Source organism: Adhaeretor mobilis (assembly GCF_007741515.1).
In the GTDB taxonomy this organism is placed as follows: domain Bacteria; phylum Planctomycetota; class Planctomycetia; order Pirellulales; family Lacipirellulaceae; genus Adhaeretor; species Adhaeretor mobilis.
Map to the genome: position 1 here is coordinate 3,585,804 of NZ_CP036263.1, position 17,405 is coordinate 3,603,208.

The following is a 17,405-nucleotide window of genomic DNA, read 5'->3' on the forward strand; positions in this document are numbered from 1 at the left end:
TGCGATGCACACTGGCGAGCTGATTAGTCTTTTCTCTGTCGATCGCGAACGGTCGCGATTATCTCGAACGGTCTTGAGCGTTGCGAATCTCTTGGGGCAACGGTTCGCCGGTGTTGAAGCTGGTCATCTCCATATCGTAGCGCAACGGGCGAACACTCTTCAGTTGAATCTTACCTTTTTCCTCGCCCTGAGCGCTAATGTAATAGACGCTCATGACTCGGGTTTGCGGATCGACCAGAATCGCCTGAGTCGAGCCACCTTCGATTTCTTGAAAATATGTGATGAGATTGCCCTGTGAGCTCAACGTGCCTGGTTGACCGCTGTAGCTCGGTTGGGCAGCCCCTAACCACCCGACGATGGCCACGGCCAAGCTAAACATCCCCACACTCATCCAGTGTGTGTCACGCATTTTGTGCTCCTTCTTGGGCAACAAGTATCATTGCCCCGGCTGAGGGAAGCCAGCTTTCATCCACTTCTATTCTAAAAGCGGCTCCCCGAGTTTCAAGAAAAAATCGCCCCATCCTCTTGCGACTACTTAACTTACCCCCACCGTACAACCGCTATGAGCCGCCCCAAAGGGGGCCCGAGTGAGGCATTTTCGAAACGTGAGTCTAAAACGAGGCTCAAACGGCCACAATGGGAACTGCAAGTGGCGGAGCTATTTCCAGCCAATCGTGGCTTTGGTAGCCTGCAAAGTATGACTAGCACCCCAGAACAAGCCGCCCAGGACCGCCTTGAATTAGCCATCGAGATCGCCCGCAAGGCCGGGGGGGAGACCCTCAAGTGGTTCCGGAATTCGTCCCTAGAGGTTGAGCGCAAGGGGGACGGTTCACCCGTTACCGCAGCGGATCAGGCAGCCGAGCGGCTGCTTCGCGATGAGATAGCTGAGCGATTTCCCGATGACGGGATCGTCGGCGAAGAATACGGGGAAACGCTTGGAACCAGTGCCTATCGGTGGGTTCTCGACCCGATCGATGGGACCAAATCGTTCATCAGCGGAGTGCCGCTCTACACTACGCTCGTCGCGGTCATGGAAGAAAATGAACCCCTGATCGGGGTTATCTACGCCCCCGCAACAGAGGAAATGCTCTTCGCCCGCACAGGTGGCAAAGCAGTTTACGCGGTGGGCAAAGCCCCTGCTCAGCAAGTTCGTGTGTCCGAAGTCTCGTCTCTCTCAGAGGCAACCTTTCTGACCACCAGCGTTCCGGCTTTCGATAAAGATCGCGATCCGGCCGACCGAGCTGCCTACCAGCGATTGGAATCTGCTTGCCGGCTGAGTCGCACTTGGGGTGATGCCTACGGGTATTTGCTCGTGGCGACAGGCCGGGCGGAGATCATGGTCGATCCGGCCCTTAATCTGTGGGATGCCGCCTGTTTACAGCCCATCATCGAAGCCGCCGGTGGCGTTTACACAGGCTGGAATGGCGAGCCCTCAGTCCACTGCGGTGACGCCATCGCTACGAATGCAGTGTTGGCCGAAGCCGCCAGAGCACTGCTGGTGGAGTGAATCGGACTGCAATTCAGGTCAATTTCACGGGGAAACGAGCAGATGGACTACAAAGTCCACACCTCGTGTCATTCCGACAGCCGTCTCAGCGGCGGAGGAATCCGGTCAACCCAGCGTTCAAACTGGATTCCTCAGTCGTTCGACTCGTTTCGGAATGACATAGGCTTGACTTTGCATTTCTGCGGTCAATCAGACTCCCCGGCGTTGCGTAAAGCCCGTGGAGCCGTATACTTAGCGGTTTGCCAGAACCAAAATATCGCGGACAGTCTGCGATTCAATTAGCCAAGAGACACGAGAAACGAGTAACCATCATGGCCCGTCAATGTGAAGTCTGTGGCAAAGGTGCCCAGCTTGGAAATCAAGTTACTACCCGAGGTAAGAAGAAATACCTGGGTGGTGTGGGTACGAAAATCACGGGCATTACGCGCCGCAAGTTCAAGCCAAATCTGCAACGCGTCCACGTGAGCTTGCCTAACGGTACCCGCAAGGCGATGCAAGTTTGCACGCAGTGCATTCGCTCTGGAGCCGTAAAGAAGGTCGTCCGCAAGGCCCCCTTCAAGGTGCCCCAGGATACTGCGAAGAAGTAAAGTAGTTCCTGATTGGTGCTCCAACTGACCTAATGCTTGGGTATTATTTGGCAACCCTAACCCGAAGCGTAAGCGAGGGAGCATTATTTCACGGGCTTTTTCCTCGCTCACGCTTCGGGTTACGAGACGATTCGCAACATCCTGAGCTTTTTTTAACTATGGCGATCACCCGCGAAACCGTTGAGAAGGTCGCTTTGCTGGCGCGACTCAAGCTCTCAGAAACTGAGCTTGAGAAGATGACCGAGCAAATGGGGCAAATCGTCGGCTATGTGGATCAGCTCTCTGAGGTCGATACCGAGGGCGTCGAGCCAATGGCCCATGCCGTCGAGGTAACCAATGTTTTTGCTGAGGATGTGGTAGCCGAAAGCTTGCCCCGCGAGCAGGCGCTCTCCAATGCTCCAAGTAGCAATGAGCGGGGCTATCTTGTACCTGCTGTGCTTGGCGACTGACAATTTCCCGTTCGCTGCTTCCCTATTAAATTCTCGATCTAGCCATCGAACTGCACTCTGCAATGTCGCTCCTCGATCGCTCCGCCTGCCAGCTTTTAGCCGACCTCAAGGCAGGCGAAATCAGTTCGGTCGAACTGACTCAAGCCTCGCTAGATCGTATCGAAGCCGCCGATGAGAAGGTCGGAGCGTTCCTCCAGCAATCTGGCCGGGCCGCTTTGGCGGCCGCGGAGCAAATCGACGTGCGCCGCGCCGCGGGCGAACAGCTAGGCATTCTTGCTGGGCTTCCGGTAGCGGTAAAAGATGTACTTTGCGACAGCACTACGACAACAACTTGCGCGTCGAAGATGCTTGCAAACTTCCGCCCGCCATACGATTCTACCGTCGTTGCCAAGCTAAGATCCGCCGATGCCGTGCTGGTGGGTCGCACGAACATGGACGAGTTCGCGATGGGCGGCTCCACCGAAAACTCAGCGGTACAGCTCACTCGCAATCCTTGGGATTTGCAGCGCGCCCCTGGTGGATCCAGCGGCGGTGCGGCCGCTTGTGTGGCTGCCGGCATGGTTCCACTTTCAATTGGCACCGATACGGGCGGCTCCATCCGCCAGCCCGCGGGGCTTTGCGGCGTTGTTGGGATGAAGCCAACTTATGGCCGAGTGAGCCGTTACGGCCTCGTGGCATTTGCCAGCAGCCTTGATCAAGTCGGTCCCTTGGCGCGTACCGCAGAAGATGTGGCGTTGCTGCTGGAAGCAATCGCTGGCCATGACCCGCGTGACTCGACTTCCCTCGAAGAAGCTACCCCCGCGTATAGCCAATCGGTATCGAAACCGCTGGAAAACATGCGAATTGGCGTTGTGAAGGAACAGTTCGCGACAGGACTGAACAGCGAAGTTGAAACGGCTGTCCGAGACGCGATCGCTGTGTACGAATCACTCGGCGCAACCGTAAAAGAAGTTGAACTGCCGCACAGCAAGTACGGCGTTGCCGCTTACTACGTAATCGCCCCCAGCGAAGCATCCAGCAACTTGGCACGCTACGACGGGGCCCACTACGGCCATCGCACCGATCAGGCTGAAATGATGGCCGAACTGGAAGCCGAGCGAAAGCAGCTTTCTGAGTCTGGCGACCAGCGTGGGTTAGATAACCTCGATACGCCACTCATTCGCATGTATCGCCGTAGTCGGGCAGAAGGATTTGGTCCCGAAGTAAAGCGCCGTATCATGCTCGGCACCTATGCCCTGAGCGCAGGCTACTACGATGCGTACTACTTGAAAGCTCTCAAAGTACGGCGACTCATTCGCCAGGATTACGATAAGGCTTTTGAAGACGTCGATCTTATCGCTGGCCCCGTAACCGCTTCGCCCGCCTTCAAGCTCGGCGAAATGGTTGATGATCCGCTGGCGATGTACTTGGTCGATCTCTATACCGTCAGCGCAAACCTAGCCGGCCTTCCCGGCTTAAGCATGCCCTGCGGATTCAGCGAAGCGGGCCTTCCGATCGGTCTCCAGTTGCAGGCCCCTCCGCTGAAAGAGCAGCGCCTGCTCAAAGCAGCCCACATGTACCAACAAACCACCGATTGGCATACTCGCCGGCCCCCTGAAACTTAGACCACAATATTTTTGAACCACAGAGGACACGGAGGCACACAGAGAACTAAGAGGTGCGTTTCGCTAATGCTCACGGCACCCTACTGTAAAACTTTATCAGTGGTATTAGTGCCATCCGTAGCGAACTACTTGACCCCATGACCAACCACCGTGAACCTGGACCGCTTAGCAACACTGCTTCGTGGTTCCAATAGCATGCCCGAACAACCCTACACTACTGTCATTGGCCTGGAAGTCCATGTGCAGCTTGCTACCCAAAGCAAGCTGTTTTGTCGTTGTTCTACGCAGTTTGGGGCAGAGCCAAACACGCAAACTTGCCCCGTGTGCACGGGTTTGCCAGGCACACTACCGGTGATGAATGCTCATGCGTTTGAGCTTTCCCTGCAAACGGCCATTGCATTGAATTGTGATATCCCTGGATTCACCAAGTGGGATCGCAAACAGTATTACTACCCGGATTTGCCCAAAGGCTATCAGATCAGCCAGTTTGATTTGCCCATGTCGGACGACGGGTACTTGGAGATTGCCGATCCGAAGGATCGCTTCGAGCCAAAACGGGTTCGCATCCTGCGAGCGCATTTGGAAGAGGATGCCGGCAAGAGCGTTCACGATGAGGCGGCTGGAAAGGCCGATTCTGAGATCGATCTCAATCGCACGGGCACGCCGTTGCTGGAGATTGTTTCCGAGCCAGACATGCGTTCCTCGCTGGAAGCCCGGGCATTCTTACAGGAGTTAAAGCTGCTGCTCACGTACATCGGCGTTTCTGATTGCAACATGCAAGAAGGTAGTCTACGAGTGGATGCGAACGTGAACTTACACCTCGAAAAAGATAGCGAAAAGGTCGCCACCCCCATCGTGGAGATCAAGAACATGAACAGCTTTCGTGCGGTCGAGCGTGCTATCGACTACGAAGCGAAGCGGCAATATGACGAATGGCAGGAAACGGGTCGACGCCTGGGTGAATCGCCCAAACAAACACGTGGCTGGGACGATGCGGCTGGCGTGACGCGTGGCCAGCGATCCAAGGAGGAATCGAGCGACTACCGCTACTTCCCGGATCCCGACCTCATGCCGGTGACGACCACCGCCGAGCAGGTTGAAGCGGTACGTGCCGCATTGCCAGAGCTACCAGCCGGCCTACGGCAGCGGCTCGGCGACGATTACTCCCTCGGGCACTACGATGCCGATGTGCTCGTGAACCAGGGCAGACCGGTTGTCGACTACTATCTCACAGCTGCCGACGCCTCTGGCGATCCAAAGCTCACTTGTAACTGGGTGACCCAGGAGGTCCTCAGGGAGCTCAAGGACAAGGAAATCACGATCGAGCAGTTCGGCGTCTCTGCCGAAAGGCTCGCCGGTCTCGTGAAGGGGATCGACAGCGGTGCGATTCCCGGACCGCGGGGGCGGGAGGTGTTCACCACGATGCTCGCTGACGACTGCGATGCCCAAGAGGCCACTTCCAAGCTAGGAATCGAGCAAGTCGACGAGTCAGAACTTGTCGCACTCTGCCAAAAACTGGTCGACGCCAACCCTAAGATCGTTGCTGATGTGAAAGCGGGTAAGCAACAAGCCGTCGGAGCACTCATCGGCCAAGCGAAAGCGCAAAACCCAAATGTCGACCCGGGCCGCGTCCGTGAGATCTGCTTAGAGCTTGCTCAACAGAGCTAACTACAGAAGGTTGGAGAATTCCTCTCCACCGCATAGAATAAGCGGTGCTATCACCCGAGCAAAACACTCTGAGTAAAGCGATGGGAGCGACGACTGTGGCGAATAAGATCACCGGAAGTATTCAAAGCATCGACGCGCAAGGTAACCTTGTCACCAACATTTCGAGCGAGCAGCTCGAAGGGGTACCTCGGGACGACTCGGTGGGGGTTTTCTGCGATGGACACGAAACTCGGGGCATTTTCCCCGCCAATCATGATCAACCTCCTATGACGCTCATCGCAGTGATCGGTAGTAGTTCCTGTATCGAATTGGCCATCGTTGAAGACAGTGCGAGAATCATGCTCGGCGTCAGCCCCGGCGAGGCCGTGGAAGTAAAATGGTAACCTATGGCAACCAGTGAAGAGCTCAATGAGTGGGATCGCCACTATCTATGGCATGCTTTTACCCAGATGGCGGAACACGAACCGCTGATCGTCGAGCGAGGCGAGGGCTGCTTCCTTTGGGATACCGACGGCAAGCGATATCTCGACGGTGTGAGCAGCCTGTGGTGCAACTTACATGGGCACAATCATCCTCAGCTGAACGCAGCCATCAGCGGGCAGCTTGCTAAGTTGGCTCACGCCACCACGTTGGGAATGAGCAATCCGCCAGCGATTGAGCTGGCCCGCCGACTTGCTCAGATTACGCCTGGTGATCTTGAGCATGTGTTTTACTCGTGCGACGGTTCCTCCGCGGTGGAAGTTGCTCTGAAGGTGTGTTTCCAATACTGGCAGCAATGCGACGCTCCTAAGCCCAAGAAGAAAAAATACCTAGCATTCGGCAACGCCTATCATGGCGACACCCTTGGTAGTACCGCAGTGGGTGGCATCCAGCATTTTCACGAAATATTCGGCCCGCTGCTGTGCGAAGTGGTGCGCGTGCCCTCACCCGATCGTCGTTTCGGAACGACCGAAGAGCATTTGGGCAAGCTCGGAGCCGTACTTGCCGAGCAACACGAGACAATCGCTGCGCTGGTGATCGAGCCCCTCGTGCAAGGCGCAGCGGGCCTGCTTATGCAGGGAGAAGGGTATCTTCGGGGCGTTCGAGAGTTATGTACTCGCTACGAGGTGCTCATGATTGCCGACGAAATCGTTACGGGATTCGGTCGCACGGGCAAACTGTTCGCTTGCGAGCACGAGAATGTTGTGCCCGACTTGATGTGCCTAGGCAAAAGCCTCACAGCCGGGTATCTGCCGATGGCGGCGACAATGGTCACGAGCAAGGTTTACGAGGCTTTTCTCGGGGAATACCACGAACAGCGCACCTTCTATCACGGTCATACTTTTGGTGGCAATCCGCTGGCGGCTGCTGTGGCGTTGGCTTCGATCGACCTGGTGGAAGCTTCGAAAATGCTCTCCGAAGTGCTTCCTCCAAGGATTGAGCAGTTCTGCCTGCGGCTTCAGCGACTCGAACAGCACCCAGAGATAGGCCGCCACCTTGGCGATGTTCGCCAGCTCGGGTTGATGGCGGGAGTTGACCTTGTTGCAGACCGGGAAAACAATATTCCCTACGAGGCACATCAGCGAGTTGGCTATCAAGTTTGCAAGGCGACCACGGAAGCAGGGGTGTGGTTGCGGCCGCTCGGCGACGTGGTCGTGCTGATTCCGCCACCGGTCATCAGTGAGGAAGAGCTTGACCTGCTATTCGATGCGTTGACTCAGAGTCTCTTGAAGATTTGCGTCGAGATCGCAGTGCAACCTCAAGCCTGATCCGCTACGACTTAGCCCGCAAGCAACGTCTTGTCAGGGTTTCGTCAGGATTGTCCACATTCCAATCCTGCACCCGCGAATCAAAAAGGCGTCGGAGGCAATCGCTTGCGGAAAGTGCCGGTAGGCTGCGTTCGTTTCCGGGGCAATTCTTGCGTGTGGGGTTTTGCGGGGAAGGCGTCTGGGCGTGCCGTTGGGCCAAGCGTTACCGCCCGATTATCAGAGCGCCAGCCCATAAGCGTGATGAATTCGTCGAGTGCGATGGTTTCCACACCCAAACTGTCAGCATCCTCGTTCATTTGATCCCAAGCCTTACTCAGGTGTTCGCTTTCCGCTTGATTTCCCTCGCGCGAGCGATCTCCAAGTATCAGGTAGCGGGTGGCCACGTCCATTTCGCCGTCAACAATATCTCCAGACTCGTTACCGTATGGCGCTGGGGCAGCGTCTACCTCTCCGTTACTTGCCTGAATGATTCGTTTTAACAGAGCAGAATCGTTCTTGTTGTCGCCGTCGATGTCGATGAAACCTGTGAATGCAAATCCAAGCTGACGACCGCGATTCCAAACCTGGCTGTAGATTTGATCTCCCGGCATGACCGGGTCCTGATTGCTGTCGTCGGTGATACGGACTTCCGCGAGGTGAGGCTCCATGACACGCAGGACCTCAATCGAGCCTTTTTTCACCGCTTTTGAAGCGTCAGCCTCGTTTGGCGAGTAAACGCTAAAGGTCACTTGAGGACGCAATCCATCGGCCGTGCCAAGATTGATCCAGGCTTTCGAGTAGCGTTGGTTCACCCAGGTGATTTTCCCATCGGCCGGTTCGGCGAATGGATCAGGGCTTTGTCGTTCTGCGAGGAGCCTGTCGTTCGCCCGATCGAGCTTGGCAATCTTCCCATCGAGCTCGCTGATTTGACTGCGAAGGCTGGCGATTTGCTGGTCGTGCTCGGTGCGTTGTGCGGCAAGCTGTGCGGCGATCTCTTCTTTCTCTTTCTTAATTTGATTGTCTTGTTCGGCAAATTTCACACGTTCGCTTGCAGCGTCTGACTTTGCCTCCTCCAATTGCTTCACGTACTCTTCAATCTGGGCATTTGCTGCCGCTTGAACTGCCCGCAATTGCTGCTTCAGATCTTTCACCTGATCTTTGGCGTTCGACTCGTCCGAGGCCATCTTGTTGTAATCGTTCTCAATTTGCTCAAGGATCCGCCGGTAATTGCGTTCTTCTTCTGCAAAGTTCTCACCATAGCGTGCCATGTCGGCCGTGTAGGGCTCACGGAGCGTGTCGATAGAATCTTCAGGGGAAAAGCCCATCCAGGTCTTGTAGTTGTTGGCTTCCTCTTGCAATTGGCTTTGGGCACGCTGACTTTCCGTGTTGCGAGTTTGCAAATCGTCTGCTTGAGCACGCGCAGTTTTCTTGGCATTGTTGACCAAGAACACCGACACGAGCAAGCCGAGGACCAGCAGTGTGAGAACGATAATGATTGCCTGCAGGCCTTGGTTTTCTTTCGCGGCCATAAGTTACCTCGACGTGTGTCGGTGAGATCGACTTTGAGAATTCGCTGATCACGAAGCCTCAGTAATTGAGTTTTTGTTCCTGAGCAAATGTGCCGCCCGATGAGGAGACCGCGACCAGCGGAGTCCCCCCTATGGACCCTCGTAACAAAGCGACAAATTGGGCAAATTTGCTGTAAGTCGAGCTTAGTTGGGGGATTAGGGAGTGTCAACGAAATCAGGCCTGCCTTTGCAGTGGTAAGAGCCGGTTTCCGAACAGGCCGGCGTTTCTGTCGAACGTGTCGATTCCGCGGGCGACCTAGGTCGGGATATTCGGATTATATCGTCTTCGTCTGACCGCGACCAATTCGCGCTCCAGTAGCCCCGACGCTAAGCTATCAGGTGGAATTTCGCTACTAGCATCACGAAACTGACGCCGCATCCCGGCCCCAAATAGAGCCTAACCTATGCCCAAAAGCCCCCGCCAAGCGAGCCTGCCAGGCATGGACGATGAGTCCCGTGTAGCAGCGTCGGTCGAGCCGTCACGAGAAAGCGGCAAGCTCGCTGCCCAACAACAGGCTATATCAGCAGATCGAGCTGAAAACAATGCCAGTCCATTCGGTCCCGAATGGACAGTCTACGCAATCGACTCGCACTCGCTGATCTTCCAAGTCTTCCATGCAATGCACGGATCGGATCTCACCAGCCCACAAGGCGAACCGGTGGGCGCGGTCTACGGGTTTGCTCGCGATATGTTGCAACTCCTTGAACGCAAGTCTCCCACGGCGCTAGTCTGTGCGTTCGATCTGCCGGGCCCCACCTTTCGCCACGACATGTACGACAAGTACAAGGCGGATCGTAGCGAGATGCCAGACGAGCTGCGCTCGCAGATCCCAAAGATCCGCGAGTTGGTCAATGCGATGGGAATCCCAGTACTCGATTCCGCGGGGTTTGAAGCAGACGACGTACTCGCCACGCTCGCTCGATTGTGCGACGAGGCGGGGGCGAAGTGCTCGATCGTCACCGGCGATAAAGACTGCCGTCAGCTCATCACCGACAACGTATCGGTCTACAACATTCGCAAGGACCAAGACTATACCGCAGTCGAGTTGTTCGGCGATTGGGGCATCCGGCCGGACCAAGTGGTCGACTTCCAGGCTTTGGTTGGCGACAAAGTGGACAACGTACCGGGCGTACCGCTCATCGGTCCGAAAATCGCCATGGAATTGCTAGAGCGATTTGGCACGGTTGAAGAGGTACTCGATCATGCCAGCGAAGTCTCCGGAAAGAAGCGCAGTCAGAACTTGATTGACTTCCGAGAAGACGCGCTCATCTCACGCAAACTCGTAGAACTCGACGTCAATGTGCCCATCACGCCCGACTGGCAGGCATGCCGCGTCGGCGGATTCGATCTAGAGAAACTCGATTCACTGTTCCGCGAGCACGGCTTCCGCGGTCTGGGCGACCGAATCAAGATGCTCGGCAATCAATTCCAGAGCGTGGGGAGCACCACTGCTGCGCCGCCGGCCTCCGCCTGGGAAGCTGATTACCACTTGGTCGATACCCTAGAGGGTTTGCAGCAACTCGTTGAGCAACTTTCTCAGCAAACGACAATCTCCGTGGATACTGAAACTACCAGTGTTCAACCACGCGAGGCGGAAATCGTGGGGTACTCGTTCGCGTGGCAATCGGGCGTGGCGTACTACGTGGCAGTGCGTGGCCCCGAAGGTTCCCAAGTCATCGATCCTGCGAAGGCGGCCGAGCTGCTCAAACCGGTGCTGGAAAATCCAACGATTGGCAAGATTGGTCAGAACCTGAAGTACGACATCGTTGTGCTTAAGAATGCTGGGATCCAGCTGGCCGGCGTGGAGTTCGACACCATGGTGGCCAGTTACCTGCTGGAAGCTGGCGAACGGGGCTATAACCTCGATCTTCTAGCTCAGCGTTATCTCGGACACGCGACGAGCAAGATCGAAGACCTCATCGGCAAAGGAAAGAATCAACGGCGTATGGACGAGGCACCCGTCGCCGAAGTGAGCGACTATGCCGCGGAAGATGCTGACGTGCCTCTGAGATTGCTGCCGATCCTGCAGGCACGCCTGGAAGAGGACAACCTCGTCGAGCTGAACGAAACGCTCGAAACTCCACTGATCGAAGTGCTCGCGCAGATTGAGTTTGAAGGCGTATGCGTGGATGTAGAACGTTTGGCCGAGCTGAGTAAGACGTATACGGCAAGGCTCGAACGGCTTGCGCTAGAAATCGAAGAGATGGCCGGTCATCCACTGAACATTGCCTCGCCCAAGCAGCTTTCTGAGGTGCTGTTCACTGAGCTTGGCCTGCCCGTCATCAAGAAAACAAAAACCGGTGCAAGTACCGACGCCAGCGTGCTGGAAGAGCTGGCTTCGCAACATCCGCTGCCGGCCAAAATCGTTGAATATCGTCAATACTCTAAATTGCTTGGCACTTACATCGACGCCCTGCCGAAGTTGGTGCACCCCACCACAGGCCGCGTGCATGCTTCGCTCAACCAAGTTGTGGCCGCTACGGGAAGGCTCAGCAGTAGCAACCCGAACTTGCAAAACATTCCTATTCGCACGGCCGAGGGACGAGAAATCCGCTCAGCGTTTCGCGCTGGCCAGCCAGGTTGGCAATTGCTGGCTGCCGACTACTCACAGATCGAGCTGCGCGTGCTCGCACACTTCTGCAGCGATCTTACCTTAAGCGACGCCTTCGCCGCGGATGAAGATATTCACCGCCTTGTCGCCAGCCAAGTGAACGGCGTGACGCTTGACGAGGTCACGACCGACATGCGTCGTGCTGCCAAAGCAGTGAACTTTGGCATCATCTATGGGCAAAGCCCATTCGGCTTAGCGAAAGCACTGGACATCTCAAAGGAAGCAGCTGCCGACTTCATCGAAACCTATTTCGCCTCCTACCCCGGCGTACTCGACTTCTTCGTAGATACGCTCACCGAGTGCCGTAACAAAGGATATGTGACGACCTTGCTCGGCCGCCGTCGAGCTGTGTCGGGAATTCGCCCCGTGCCTGAGGGTCTGCGGGAACCCAAGAACGGCCAGCTTCGACAATTGAACCTGCCGGAACGAACCGCTGTGAACACGGTGATTCAGGGCTCCGCCGCCGACCTTATCAAGTTGGCCATGCTTGCTGTGCACCGTCGTTTGAAAGAAGAACCTCTGGAAGCAAGAATGATCCTGCAGATTCACGATGAGCTGCTGTTTGAAGTCGCTCCTGACTCGATCGAGCCACTCGTCAAACTCGTTGACGAAGAGATGACCAATGTCATGGCACTGGACGTACCTTTGAAAGTCGATGTGAAAGTCGGGCCGAACTGGGCTGAATGCGAGGGAGTTTAGATCACAGGGCGAGCCGAAGACGTAAGCGCTAAAAGTGTTGTGGCCTCAGGGAGTCGGTTAGAAACTCCAGCCGCTTGCGTTCGCGGCTCGCTTAGCAGAAATATGAATCCCACCATGAAAATTATCGGACTTGTCGGCGGAGTTGCCAGTGGAAAGTCGGCCGTGGCGGCGACTTTCGCTGAGCTTGGCGCTGCCGTGCTGGATGCCGACAGGCTCGCCCACGCTACACTTGCTGTGCCAGAGGTCCGTGACATTCTCGTCTCGCGGTGGGGGAATGCAGTCCTAGACTCCCATGGAGAGGTTTCGCGGCCTGCAGTGGCAAATCGGGTATTTGGCGATACGGCGGCGGCTGCGGTGGAACGCGATTTTTTGGAAAAGGCTCTGCACCCACGCATCCGCCAGCGGGTTGAAGCGGACCTAGACCGACTAGCAAAATCAGACACAAAAGCTGCTGTGATCGACGCACCGCTCTTGCTGGAAGCTGGCTGGGGCGAGCTTTGCGATGAGGTGATTTTCGTCGATACTCCCCGAAAAACGCGCGAAAGCAGAGCCAAACGTCGCAACTGGACGCTCCAAGAATTCACTCGACGCGAGGGGGCTCAGATGCCGATAACCGAAAAAAGAGCCGCAGCCAGCCATGTTGTTTCCAACGATGGCACGCTCAAAGAGCTAAATGCCGAAGTGTCTCGGCTTTGGCATGAACTGCTCGGCTCTGCGTGATAGCGGGAACGATATACATGTCTCGGGATAGTTCGAGAGCCAATTGGCCGTTCGGCTGAGCCGAGTAATTCCCCCGAATTCGCGGTTTGCGCTTTCCACTTGTCGCTTGGGCCGTAATACTGGTCGTATACGATAATTAATATTCAACGAGCATGGTCCTGCCTTACCTGCCTTGCTCGCCCTCAGAAGTCATCCGCGGGTAACTCAGCTCGCGGCTAATATTCCTGCCACGAATCATTTCCTACCGTCTTCGATAGGCGTGCTATGTGCACAGTCTGTTGTCGTCGTTAGTCGCCCTTCGAGCCGATTGTCGGCTCAGACGGGCGCGATCCTTCCTTTTTCCCCTCTCAAGTAACTTTTTTCACATCTTCCTTCCGCAGGCACCTTCCGTGTGTCCGCACCCCGAGCTTTTCGCAAGCAGGAGCAGTAGAACCATGTCTGAAACTCACAACCGCCCACCACGATCCAATCGCCCCCGACCCTATGGCCGAGCACGCAACGGCGGCGATGTTCCCAGCAATATCGATACCGATTTGCTTGCCGACCTAGAGCGTGAAGAGCCACTCTCAATCGCCGAAGAGCTCGACAAGGCCGCTGAGCGTGTCCGTCGAGTGGGCAAGAAGATCGAACAAGCGGACAAGCCCGACCAGAACGTCCATATCGCGGCCCTGCAGAAGATGAGCATGACGGAGCTCATGGAGGTGGCCGAAGAGGAACAAATTGAAGAAGCGAGCGGCCTGCGCAAGCAGGACCTCATCTTCCGGATTCTCAAGTCACGCGTGAAGCTGGAAGGCATGATGTCCGGCGAAGGGACGCTGGAAATCTTGCCCGATGGGTTCGGCTTCCTGCGGTCGCCCGACTATCACTACCTTTCGTGTCCAGACGACATTTACGTATCGCCTAGCCAAATTCGCCGCTTCGGCTTGCAGACTGGGGCCACGGTATCCGGCACCATTCGTCCGCCCAAGGAAAACGAGCGATACTTCGCATTGCTGCGTGTCGAAGCGATCAACGGGCTAGACCCCGACATGGTGAACAAGAAAGTCTTGTTTGACAATCTGACACCCAACCATCCGGACGAGCGCATCCGCATGGAGACCACCGCCGAGGAAATCGCCATGCGGGTGGTCGACATGGTCGTGCCCATCGGCTTCGGTCAGCGCGGTCTGATTGTTAGCCCTCCGCGCGCTGGCAAGACGATTCTCATGCAAAAGATGGCCCAAAGTGTCCTCACCAACTACCCAGAGGCGTACGTCATCATGCTGTTGATCGACGAACGTCCTGAAGAAGTGACGGACATGGAACGCAACGTGAAGGGCCCCAACTGCGAGGTCATTAGTAGCACGTTCGACGAAACCTCAGCCCGCCACGTGCAAGTGGCGGATATGGTGGTCGAAAAGGCAAAGCGCATGGTCGAGTACGGCCGTGATGTGGTGATTTTCCTCGACTCGATCACCCGCCTCGCGCGCGCCTGGAACAGCGAGTGCCCCAGCAGCGGCAAAGTGCTTTCCGGCGGTATCGATGCCAATGCCATGCAGCGCCCCAAGCGTTTCTTTGGTTCGGCCCGTAAAGTCGAGGAGGGCGGATCGCTCACGATTATCGCGACCGCACTCGTCGATACCGGCAGCCGTATGGACGAGGTGATCTTCGAGGAATTCAAAGGCACCGGCAATCAAGAAATTGTGCTGGATCGCAAATTGGTCGATAAACGCATTTGGCCGGCGATCGATATCAACAGTAGCGGCACGCGCCGCGAGGAGATGCTGATGGACCCTGAGGAATACAAGCGTGTGTGCATGTTGCGCCGCGTCCTCGGCGACATGAGTGCCGCCGAGTCGATGGACTTGCTCACCACGCGACTTGCAAAAACAAAAACAAATGCTGAATTTCTCATGAGCATTAAAGAGGATTGATCGTCCGCTGGTTCTCGTTGGCTCATTTCGCCACCCAACTTTTTTTTGATGCTTGTTGTCGTGCCCACTGAATTTAAACCTGCCGAGCCCAACTCCAAAGATCGTTACGCGATTGTCGTGGCCCAATGGAACCAGCTCGTTACCGACAAACTCCTCGATGGTGCCATCACAACGCTGCTAGGAGCCGGCATCTCCGAGGGCCTGATCAACGTCGCTCGGGTACCTGGCTCGTGGGAATTGCCTCTGGCTGCTCAGCAACTTGCTCGTAGCGGACGGTATGCTGCGGTTATCTGCCTGGGTGTCGTAATTCGTGGCGAGACAACCCACGACGAGCACATCAATCGCGGCGTCAGCCTTGCGTTGGGTCAAATCTCCTTGGAATGCGAACTACCGCTGCCGCTAGGGCTGCTGACAGTAAATTCACTGGAGCAAGCTCTCGCACGTGCTGGCGGCGACGTCGGCAACAAAGGCAGCGAGTGCGCCGAAGCAGCCCTGCACATGGTCGGATTGCTCAAGACCATGCCCGAAGCGTAGAATGAGTCCCCCGGTTCCCAGTATCCCTACCTAGTCCCACCCAGCCTCAAGGGCAGCAAGCTGCCCATGCCACCCGGTGCTTATGTCCCGCCGTACTCGTTCCCGTGAAGTCGCGTTGCAGGTTCTCTTTCAAGAAGACCTTAACCCCCGGGCAGACTCTGGAGAATTGGTTCCCGAAAAACTGGGCACCTTCATCGCTGCGCGACTACGCGATGATGACCTCCGCGAATTCGCCAAGCAGTTAGTTCTCGGCGTAAAACGCAACCAGGAAGAGCTCGATGAGCTGCTGGAAAAGCACGCAGAGAACTGGAGCCTCCGTCGCATGGCCGCTACTGATCGCAACTTAATGCGTTTGGGAGCCTTCGAAATCCGCTTCACCGACACCCCGCCTAACGTGGCCATCGACGAAGCTGTCGAGCTAGCCAAACGCTTCGGTGCAAAGCAAAGCTCCCAATTCGTGAACGGCATCCTCGATAAGCTGATACAGAAATAATCACGAAATCGTTCAGCCCGAATCCGCAGGCGATGGCAGAGCAGAGCGCACCATCGCCTGCGGCTTCGGGCTAACCATCCACTCTTATGAAACCGGAAATCGTTACCGATCATGGGCATCTTCGATAAATTCAAACGCGGCTTGGCAAAAACCAAGAGCGTACTTAAAACCGACGTTCGCGACCTTTTCAAGAGCGAGGGACGCCTGATTGACGACGGGTTTCTCGATGAGATGCGCGCCCTGTTATTTAAGACTGACATGGGCTACGACTCGGTCGAAGAAATCGTCGCTGAAGTGGCCAAAAACTTCCGGGGCCGTGTCGTCACTCTCGAAGATGTGGTCGCCACCTGGAAAGATAAGCTGTCTGAGCTTATGGCCCAAGACGCCTCGCCTATTTCCTTCGCCCAGAACGGTCCAACCGTCATCATGGTCGCGGGCGTGAATGGTGCAGGGAAGACGACCTCGATCGCCAAACTCTCGAAGATGTTTGTCGATGAAGGGCGAAAAGTAGTTTTGGGGGCCGGCGATACCTTTCGTGCGGCGGCTGTCGAACAGCTAACCATTTGGTCGGACCGCCTCGGCGTGGATATCGTCAAAGAACCTCAGGGCACGCACCCAGCAACGGTCGCGTACAAGGCGGTTGAGCGGGCCGTTGAGACGTCCGCCGATGTATGCATCGTGGATACCGCTGGTCGCCTGCAAACACAGAAGAACCTCATGGCGGAACTGACCAAGATTCAACAGTCCATCCGCAAGCTCATTCCCGCAGCCCCACACGAAGTGCTGTTGGTGCTAGACGCCACGACAGGCCAAAACGGCATCAGCCAGGCTGGCAAGTTCACTGAAGCGGTCGATTGCACGGGCATTGTGTTGGCAAAGCTCGACGGCACGGCCAAGGGCGGAGTGGTCGTGGCCATCCGCCAACAAGTCGGTCTGCCTGTGAAGTACATCGGTGTGGGTGAGCAGCCCGAGGACTTGGCGCTGTTTAAGCCGGCAGAATTCGTGGATGCTCTGTTCGCCGAAGTGGGTGTCGAGCCTGCCGCAGAATAGCTATTCATGTTGCCCTGCGAAACCTGATCGCCATCTGAAGAAAGTATAGCCGCGAGATAATAACTCGCCGGAACGCTGCTAAGTTGCTGACCAGCACTAGCAATTCTCGGCGAGATGTTGTCTCGCGGCTATTTTTTGGGGTTCAGTGCTGTGCCCAGCTGCGCGTCAGCGTTTGACTCATCTGTAGGCAGCTCCGCGTTCAACGCGATCTAGCGATCCTTTTCTTGGTAGATTTCCTGTCCGTTTCTTACTGTATTTGCAGCGATTTCTGTCG

15 protein-coding genes are annotated in these 17,405 nt (G+C 56.1%); 13 read left to right on the plus strand and 2 right to left on the minus strand.

Annotated elements, in window-relative coordinates:
* Positions 1 to 58 precede the first annotated feature (58 nt).
* Positions 59 to 409, minus strand: a complete 351-nt coding sequence (locus HG15A2_RS14150) for a hypothetical protein (RefSeq protein WP_145060846.1) — start codon at positions 407 to 409, stop codon at positions 59 to 61.
* A gap of 153 nt (positions 410 to 562) precedes the next feature.
* Here HG15A2_RS14150 and hisN point away from each other — a divergent pair, with 153 nt between their 5' ends.
* The 7 genes from hisN to bioA all read left to right on the plus strand — a co-directional run bounded on the left by hisN (position 563) and on the right by bioA (position 7,563).
* Complete coding sequence (hisN, locus tag HG15A2_RS14155; RefSeq protein ID WP_246117739.1) at positions 563 to 1,507, plus strand: histidinol-phosphatase; 945 nt, start codon at positions 563 to 565, stop codon at positions 1,505 to 1,507.
* Positions 1,508 to 1,818: 311 nt separating this feature from the next.
* Positions 1,819 to 2,094 carry a 50S ribosomal protein L28 gene (gene rpmB / locus HG15A2_RS14160; RefSeq protein WP_145060847.1) on the plus strand — a complete coding sequence of 92 codons (276 nt, stop codon included), beginning with the start codon at positions 1,819 to 1,821 and terminating at the stop codon, positions 2,092 to 2,094.
* Between the two features lie 158 nt (positions 2,095 to 2,252).
* On the plus strand, positions 2,253 to 2,543 hold the full coding sequence (gatC, locus tag HG15A2_RS14165; protein ID WP_145060848.1) for an Asp-tRNA(Asn)/Glu-tRNA(Gln) amidotransferase subunit GatC: 291 nt from the start codon (positions 2,253 to 2,255) through the stop codon (positions 2,541 to 2,543).
* A 62-nt stretch (positions 2,544 to 2,605) separates the two neighbouring features.
* Positions 2,606 to 4,147, plus strand: coding sequence for an Asp-tRNA(Asn)/Glu-tRNA(Gln) amidotransferase subunit GatA (gene gatA, locus HG15A2_RS14170; RefSeq protein ID WP_145060849.1), 1,542 nt, complete (start codon positions 2,606 to 2,608; stop codon positions 4,145 to 4,147).
* A gap of 195 nt (positions 4,148 to 4,342) precedes the next feature.
* Positions 4,343 to 5,815 carry an Asp-tRNA(Asn)/Glu-tRNA(Gln) amidotransferase subunit GatB gene (gene gatB, locus HG15A2_RS14175; protein ID WP_145060850.1) on the plus strand — a complete coding sequence of 491 codons (1,473 nt, stop codon included), beginning with the start codon at positions 4,343 to 4,345 and terminating at the stop codon, positions 5,813 to 5,815.
* An 80-nt stretch (positions 5,816 to 5,895) separates the two neighbouring features.
* A complete protein-coding gene (locus tag HG15A2_RS14180) occupies positions 5,896 to 6,198 on the plus strand; it encodes an SAM hydroxide adenosyltransferase (RefSeq protein WP_246117740.1) in 303 nt (100 codons plus the stop codon).
* A gap of 3 nt (positions 6,199 to 6,201) precedes the next feature.
* Positions 6,202 to 7,563, plus strand: coding sequence for an adenosylmethionine--8-amino-7-oxononanoate transaminase (bioA, locus tag HG15A2_RS14185; RefSeq protein WP_145060851.1), 1,362 nt, complete (start codon positions 6,202 to 6,204; stop codon positions 7,561 to 7,563).
* A gap of 80 nt (positions 7,564 to 7,643) precedes the next feature.
* Here the strand turns inward: bioA and HG15A2_RS14190 are convergent, their stop codons facing one another.
* On the minus strand, positions 7,644 to 9,071 hold the full coding sequence (locus tag HG15A2_RS14190; protein WP_145060852.1) for a hypothetical protein: 1,428 nt from the start codon (positions 9,069 to 9,071) through the stop codon (positions 7,644 to 7,646).
* 443 nt (positions 9,072 to 9,514) lie between these two features.
* On the opposite strand from HG15A2_RS14190, the gene polA reads away from it, so the two are divergent.
* From polA to ftsY, 6 genes are all read left to right on the plus strand, one after another.
* Complete coding sequence (gene polA, locus HG15A2_RS14195) at positions 9,515 to 12,421, plus strand: DNA polymerase I (RefSeq protein WP_246117741.1); 2,907 nt, start codon at positions 9,515 to 9,517, stop codon at positions 12,419 to 12,421.
* 114 nt (positions 12,422 to 12,535) lie between these two features.
* Complete coding sequence (gene coaE / locus HG15A2_RS14200; RefSeq protein ID WP_218931969.1) at positions 12,536 to 13,141, plus strand: dephospho-CoA kinase; 606 nt, start codon at positions 12,536 to 12,538, stop codon at positions 13,139 to 13,141.
* A 434-nt stretch (positions 13,142 to 13,575) separates the two neighbouring features.
* Positions 13,576 to 15,054: a transcription termination factor Rho gene (gene rho, locus HG15A2_RS14205; RefSeq protein ID WP_145060854.1), complete on the plus strand. Its 1,479-nt coding sequence runs from the start codon at positions 13,576 to 13,578 to the stop codon at positions 15,052 to 15,054.
* A 60-nt stretch (positions 15,055 to 15,114) separates the two neighbouring features.
* Positions 15,115 to 15,588: a 6,7-dimethyl-8-ribityllumazine synthase gene (gene ribH / locus HG15A2_RS14210; protein ID WP_246117742.1), complete on the plus strand. Its 474-nt coding sequence runs from the start codon at positions 15,115 to 15,117 to the stop codon at positions 15,586 to 15,588.
* 82 nt (positions 15,589 to 15,670) lie between these two features.
* Entirely contained in the window at positions 15,671 to 16,081 is a 411-nt protein-coding gene (gene nusB / locus HG15A2_RS14215; protein WP_145060856.1) for a transcription antitermination factor NusB, read from the plus strand.
* Positions 16,082 to 16,192: 111 nt separating this feature from the next.
* Complete coding sequence (ftsY, locus tag HG15A2_RS14220; protein ID WP_145060857.1) at positions 16,193 to 17,131, plus strand: signal recognition particle-docking protein FtsY; 939 nt, start codon at positions 16,193 to 16,195, stop codon at positions 17,129 to 17,131.
* Positions 17,132 to 17,405: the final 274 nt, after the last annotated feature.

What these genes read in the sequence shown, in the direction of transcription:
- hisN (WP_246117739.1), top strand. Translation starts at nt 563, where the DNA reads ATGAGCCGCCCCAAAGGGGGCCCGAGTGAGGCATTTTCGAAACGTGAG.
- rpmB (WP_145060847.1), top strand. Translation starts at nt 1,819, where the DNA reads ATGGCCCGTCAATGTGAAGTCTGTGGCAAAGGTGCCCAGCTTGGAAAT.
- gatC (WP_145060848.1), top strand. Translation starts at nt 2,253, where the DNA reads ATGGCGATCACCCGCGAAACCGTTGAGAAGGTCGCTTTGCTGGCGCGA.
- coaE (WP_218931969.1), top strand. Translation starts at nt 12,536, where the DNA reads ATGAAAATTATCGGACTTGTCGGCGGAGTTGCCAGTGGAAAGTCGGCC.
- nusB (WP_145060856.1), top strand. Translation starts at nt 15,671, where the DNA reads ATGTCCCGCCGTACTCGTTCCCGTGAAGTCGCGTTGCAGGTTCTCTTT.
- polA (WP_246117741.1), top strand. Translation starts at nt 9,515, where the DNA reads ATGCCCAAAAGCCCCCGCCAAGCGAGCCTGCCAGGCATGGACGATGAG.
- ftsY (WP_145060857.1), top strand. Translation starts at nt 16,193, where the DNA reads ATGGGCATCTTCGATAAATTCAAACGCGGCTTGGCAAAAACCAAGAGC.
- gatA (WP_145060849.1), top strand. Translation starts at nt 2,606, where the DNA reads ATGTCGCTCCTCGATCGCTCCGCCTGCCAGCTTTTAGCCGACCTCAAG.
- HG15A2_RS14190 (WP_145060852.1), bottom strand. Translation starts at nt 9,071, where the DNA reads ATGGCCGCGAAAGAAAACCAAGGCCTGCAGGCAATCATTATCGTTCTC.
- bioA (WP_145060851.1), top strand. Translation starts at nt 6,202, where the DNA reads ATGGCAACCAGTGAAGAGCTCAATGAGTGGGATCGCCACTATCTATGG.
- rho (WP_145060854.1), top strand. Translation starts at nt 13,576, where the DNA reads ATGTCTGAAACTCACAACCGCCCACCACGATCCAATCGCCCCCGACCC.
- HG15A2_RS14150 (WP_145060846.1), bottom strand. Translation starts at nt 409, where the DNA reads ATGCGTGACACACACTGGATGAGTGTGGGGATGTTTAGCTTGGCCGTG.
- HG15A2_RS14180 (WP_246117740.1), top strand. Translation starts at nt 5,896, where the DNA reads ATGGGAGCGACGACTGTGGCGAATAAGATCACCGGAAGTATTCAAAGC.
- gatB (WP_145060850.1), top strand. Translation starts at nt 4,343, where the DNA reads ATGCCCGAACAACCCTACACTACTGTCATTGGCCTGGAAGTCCATGTG.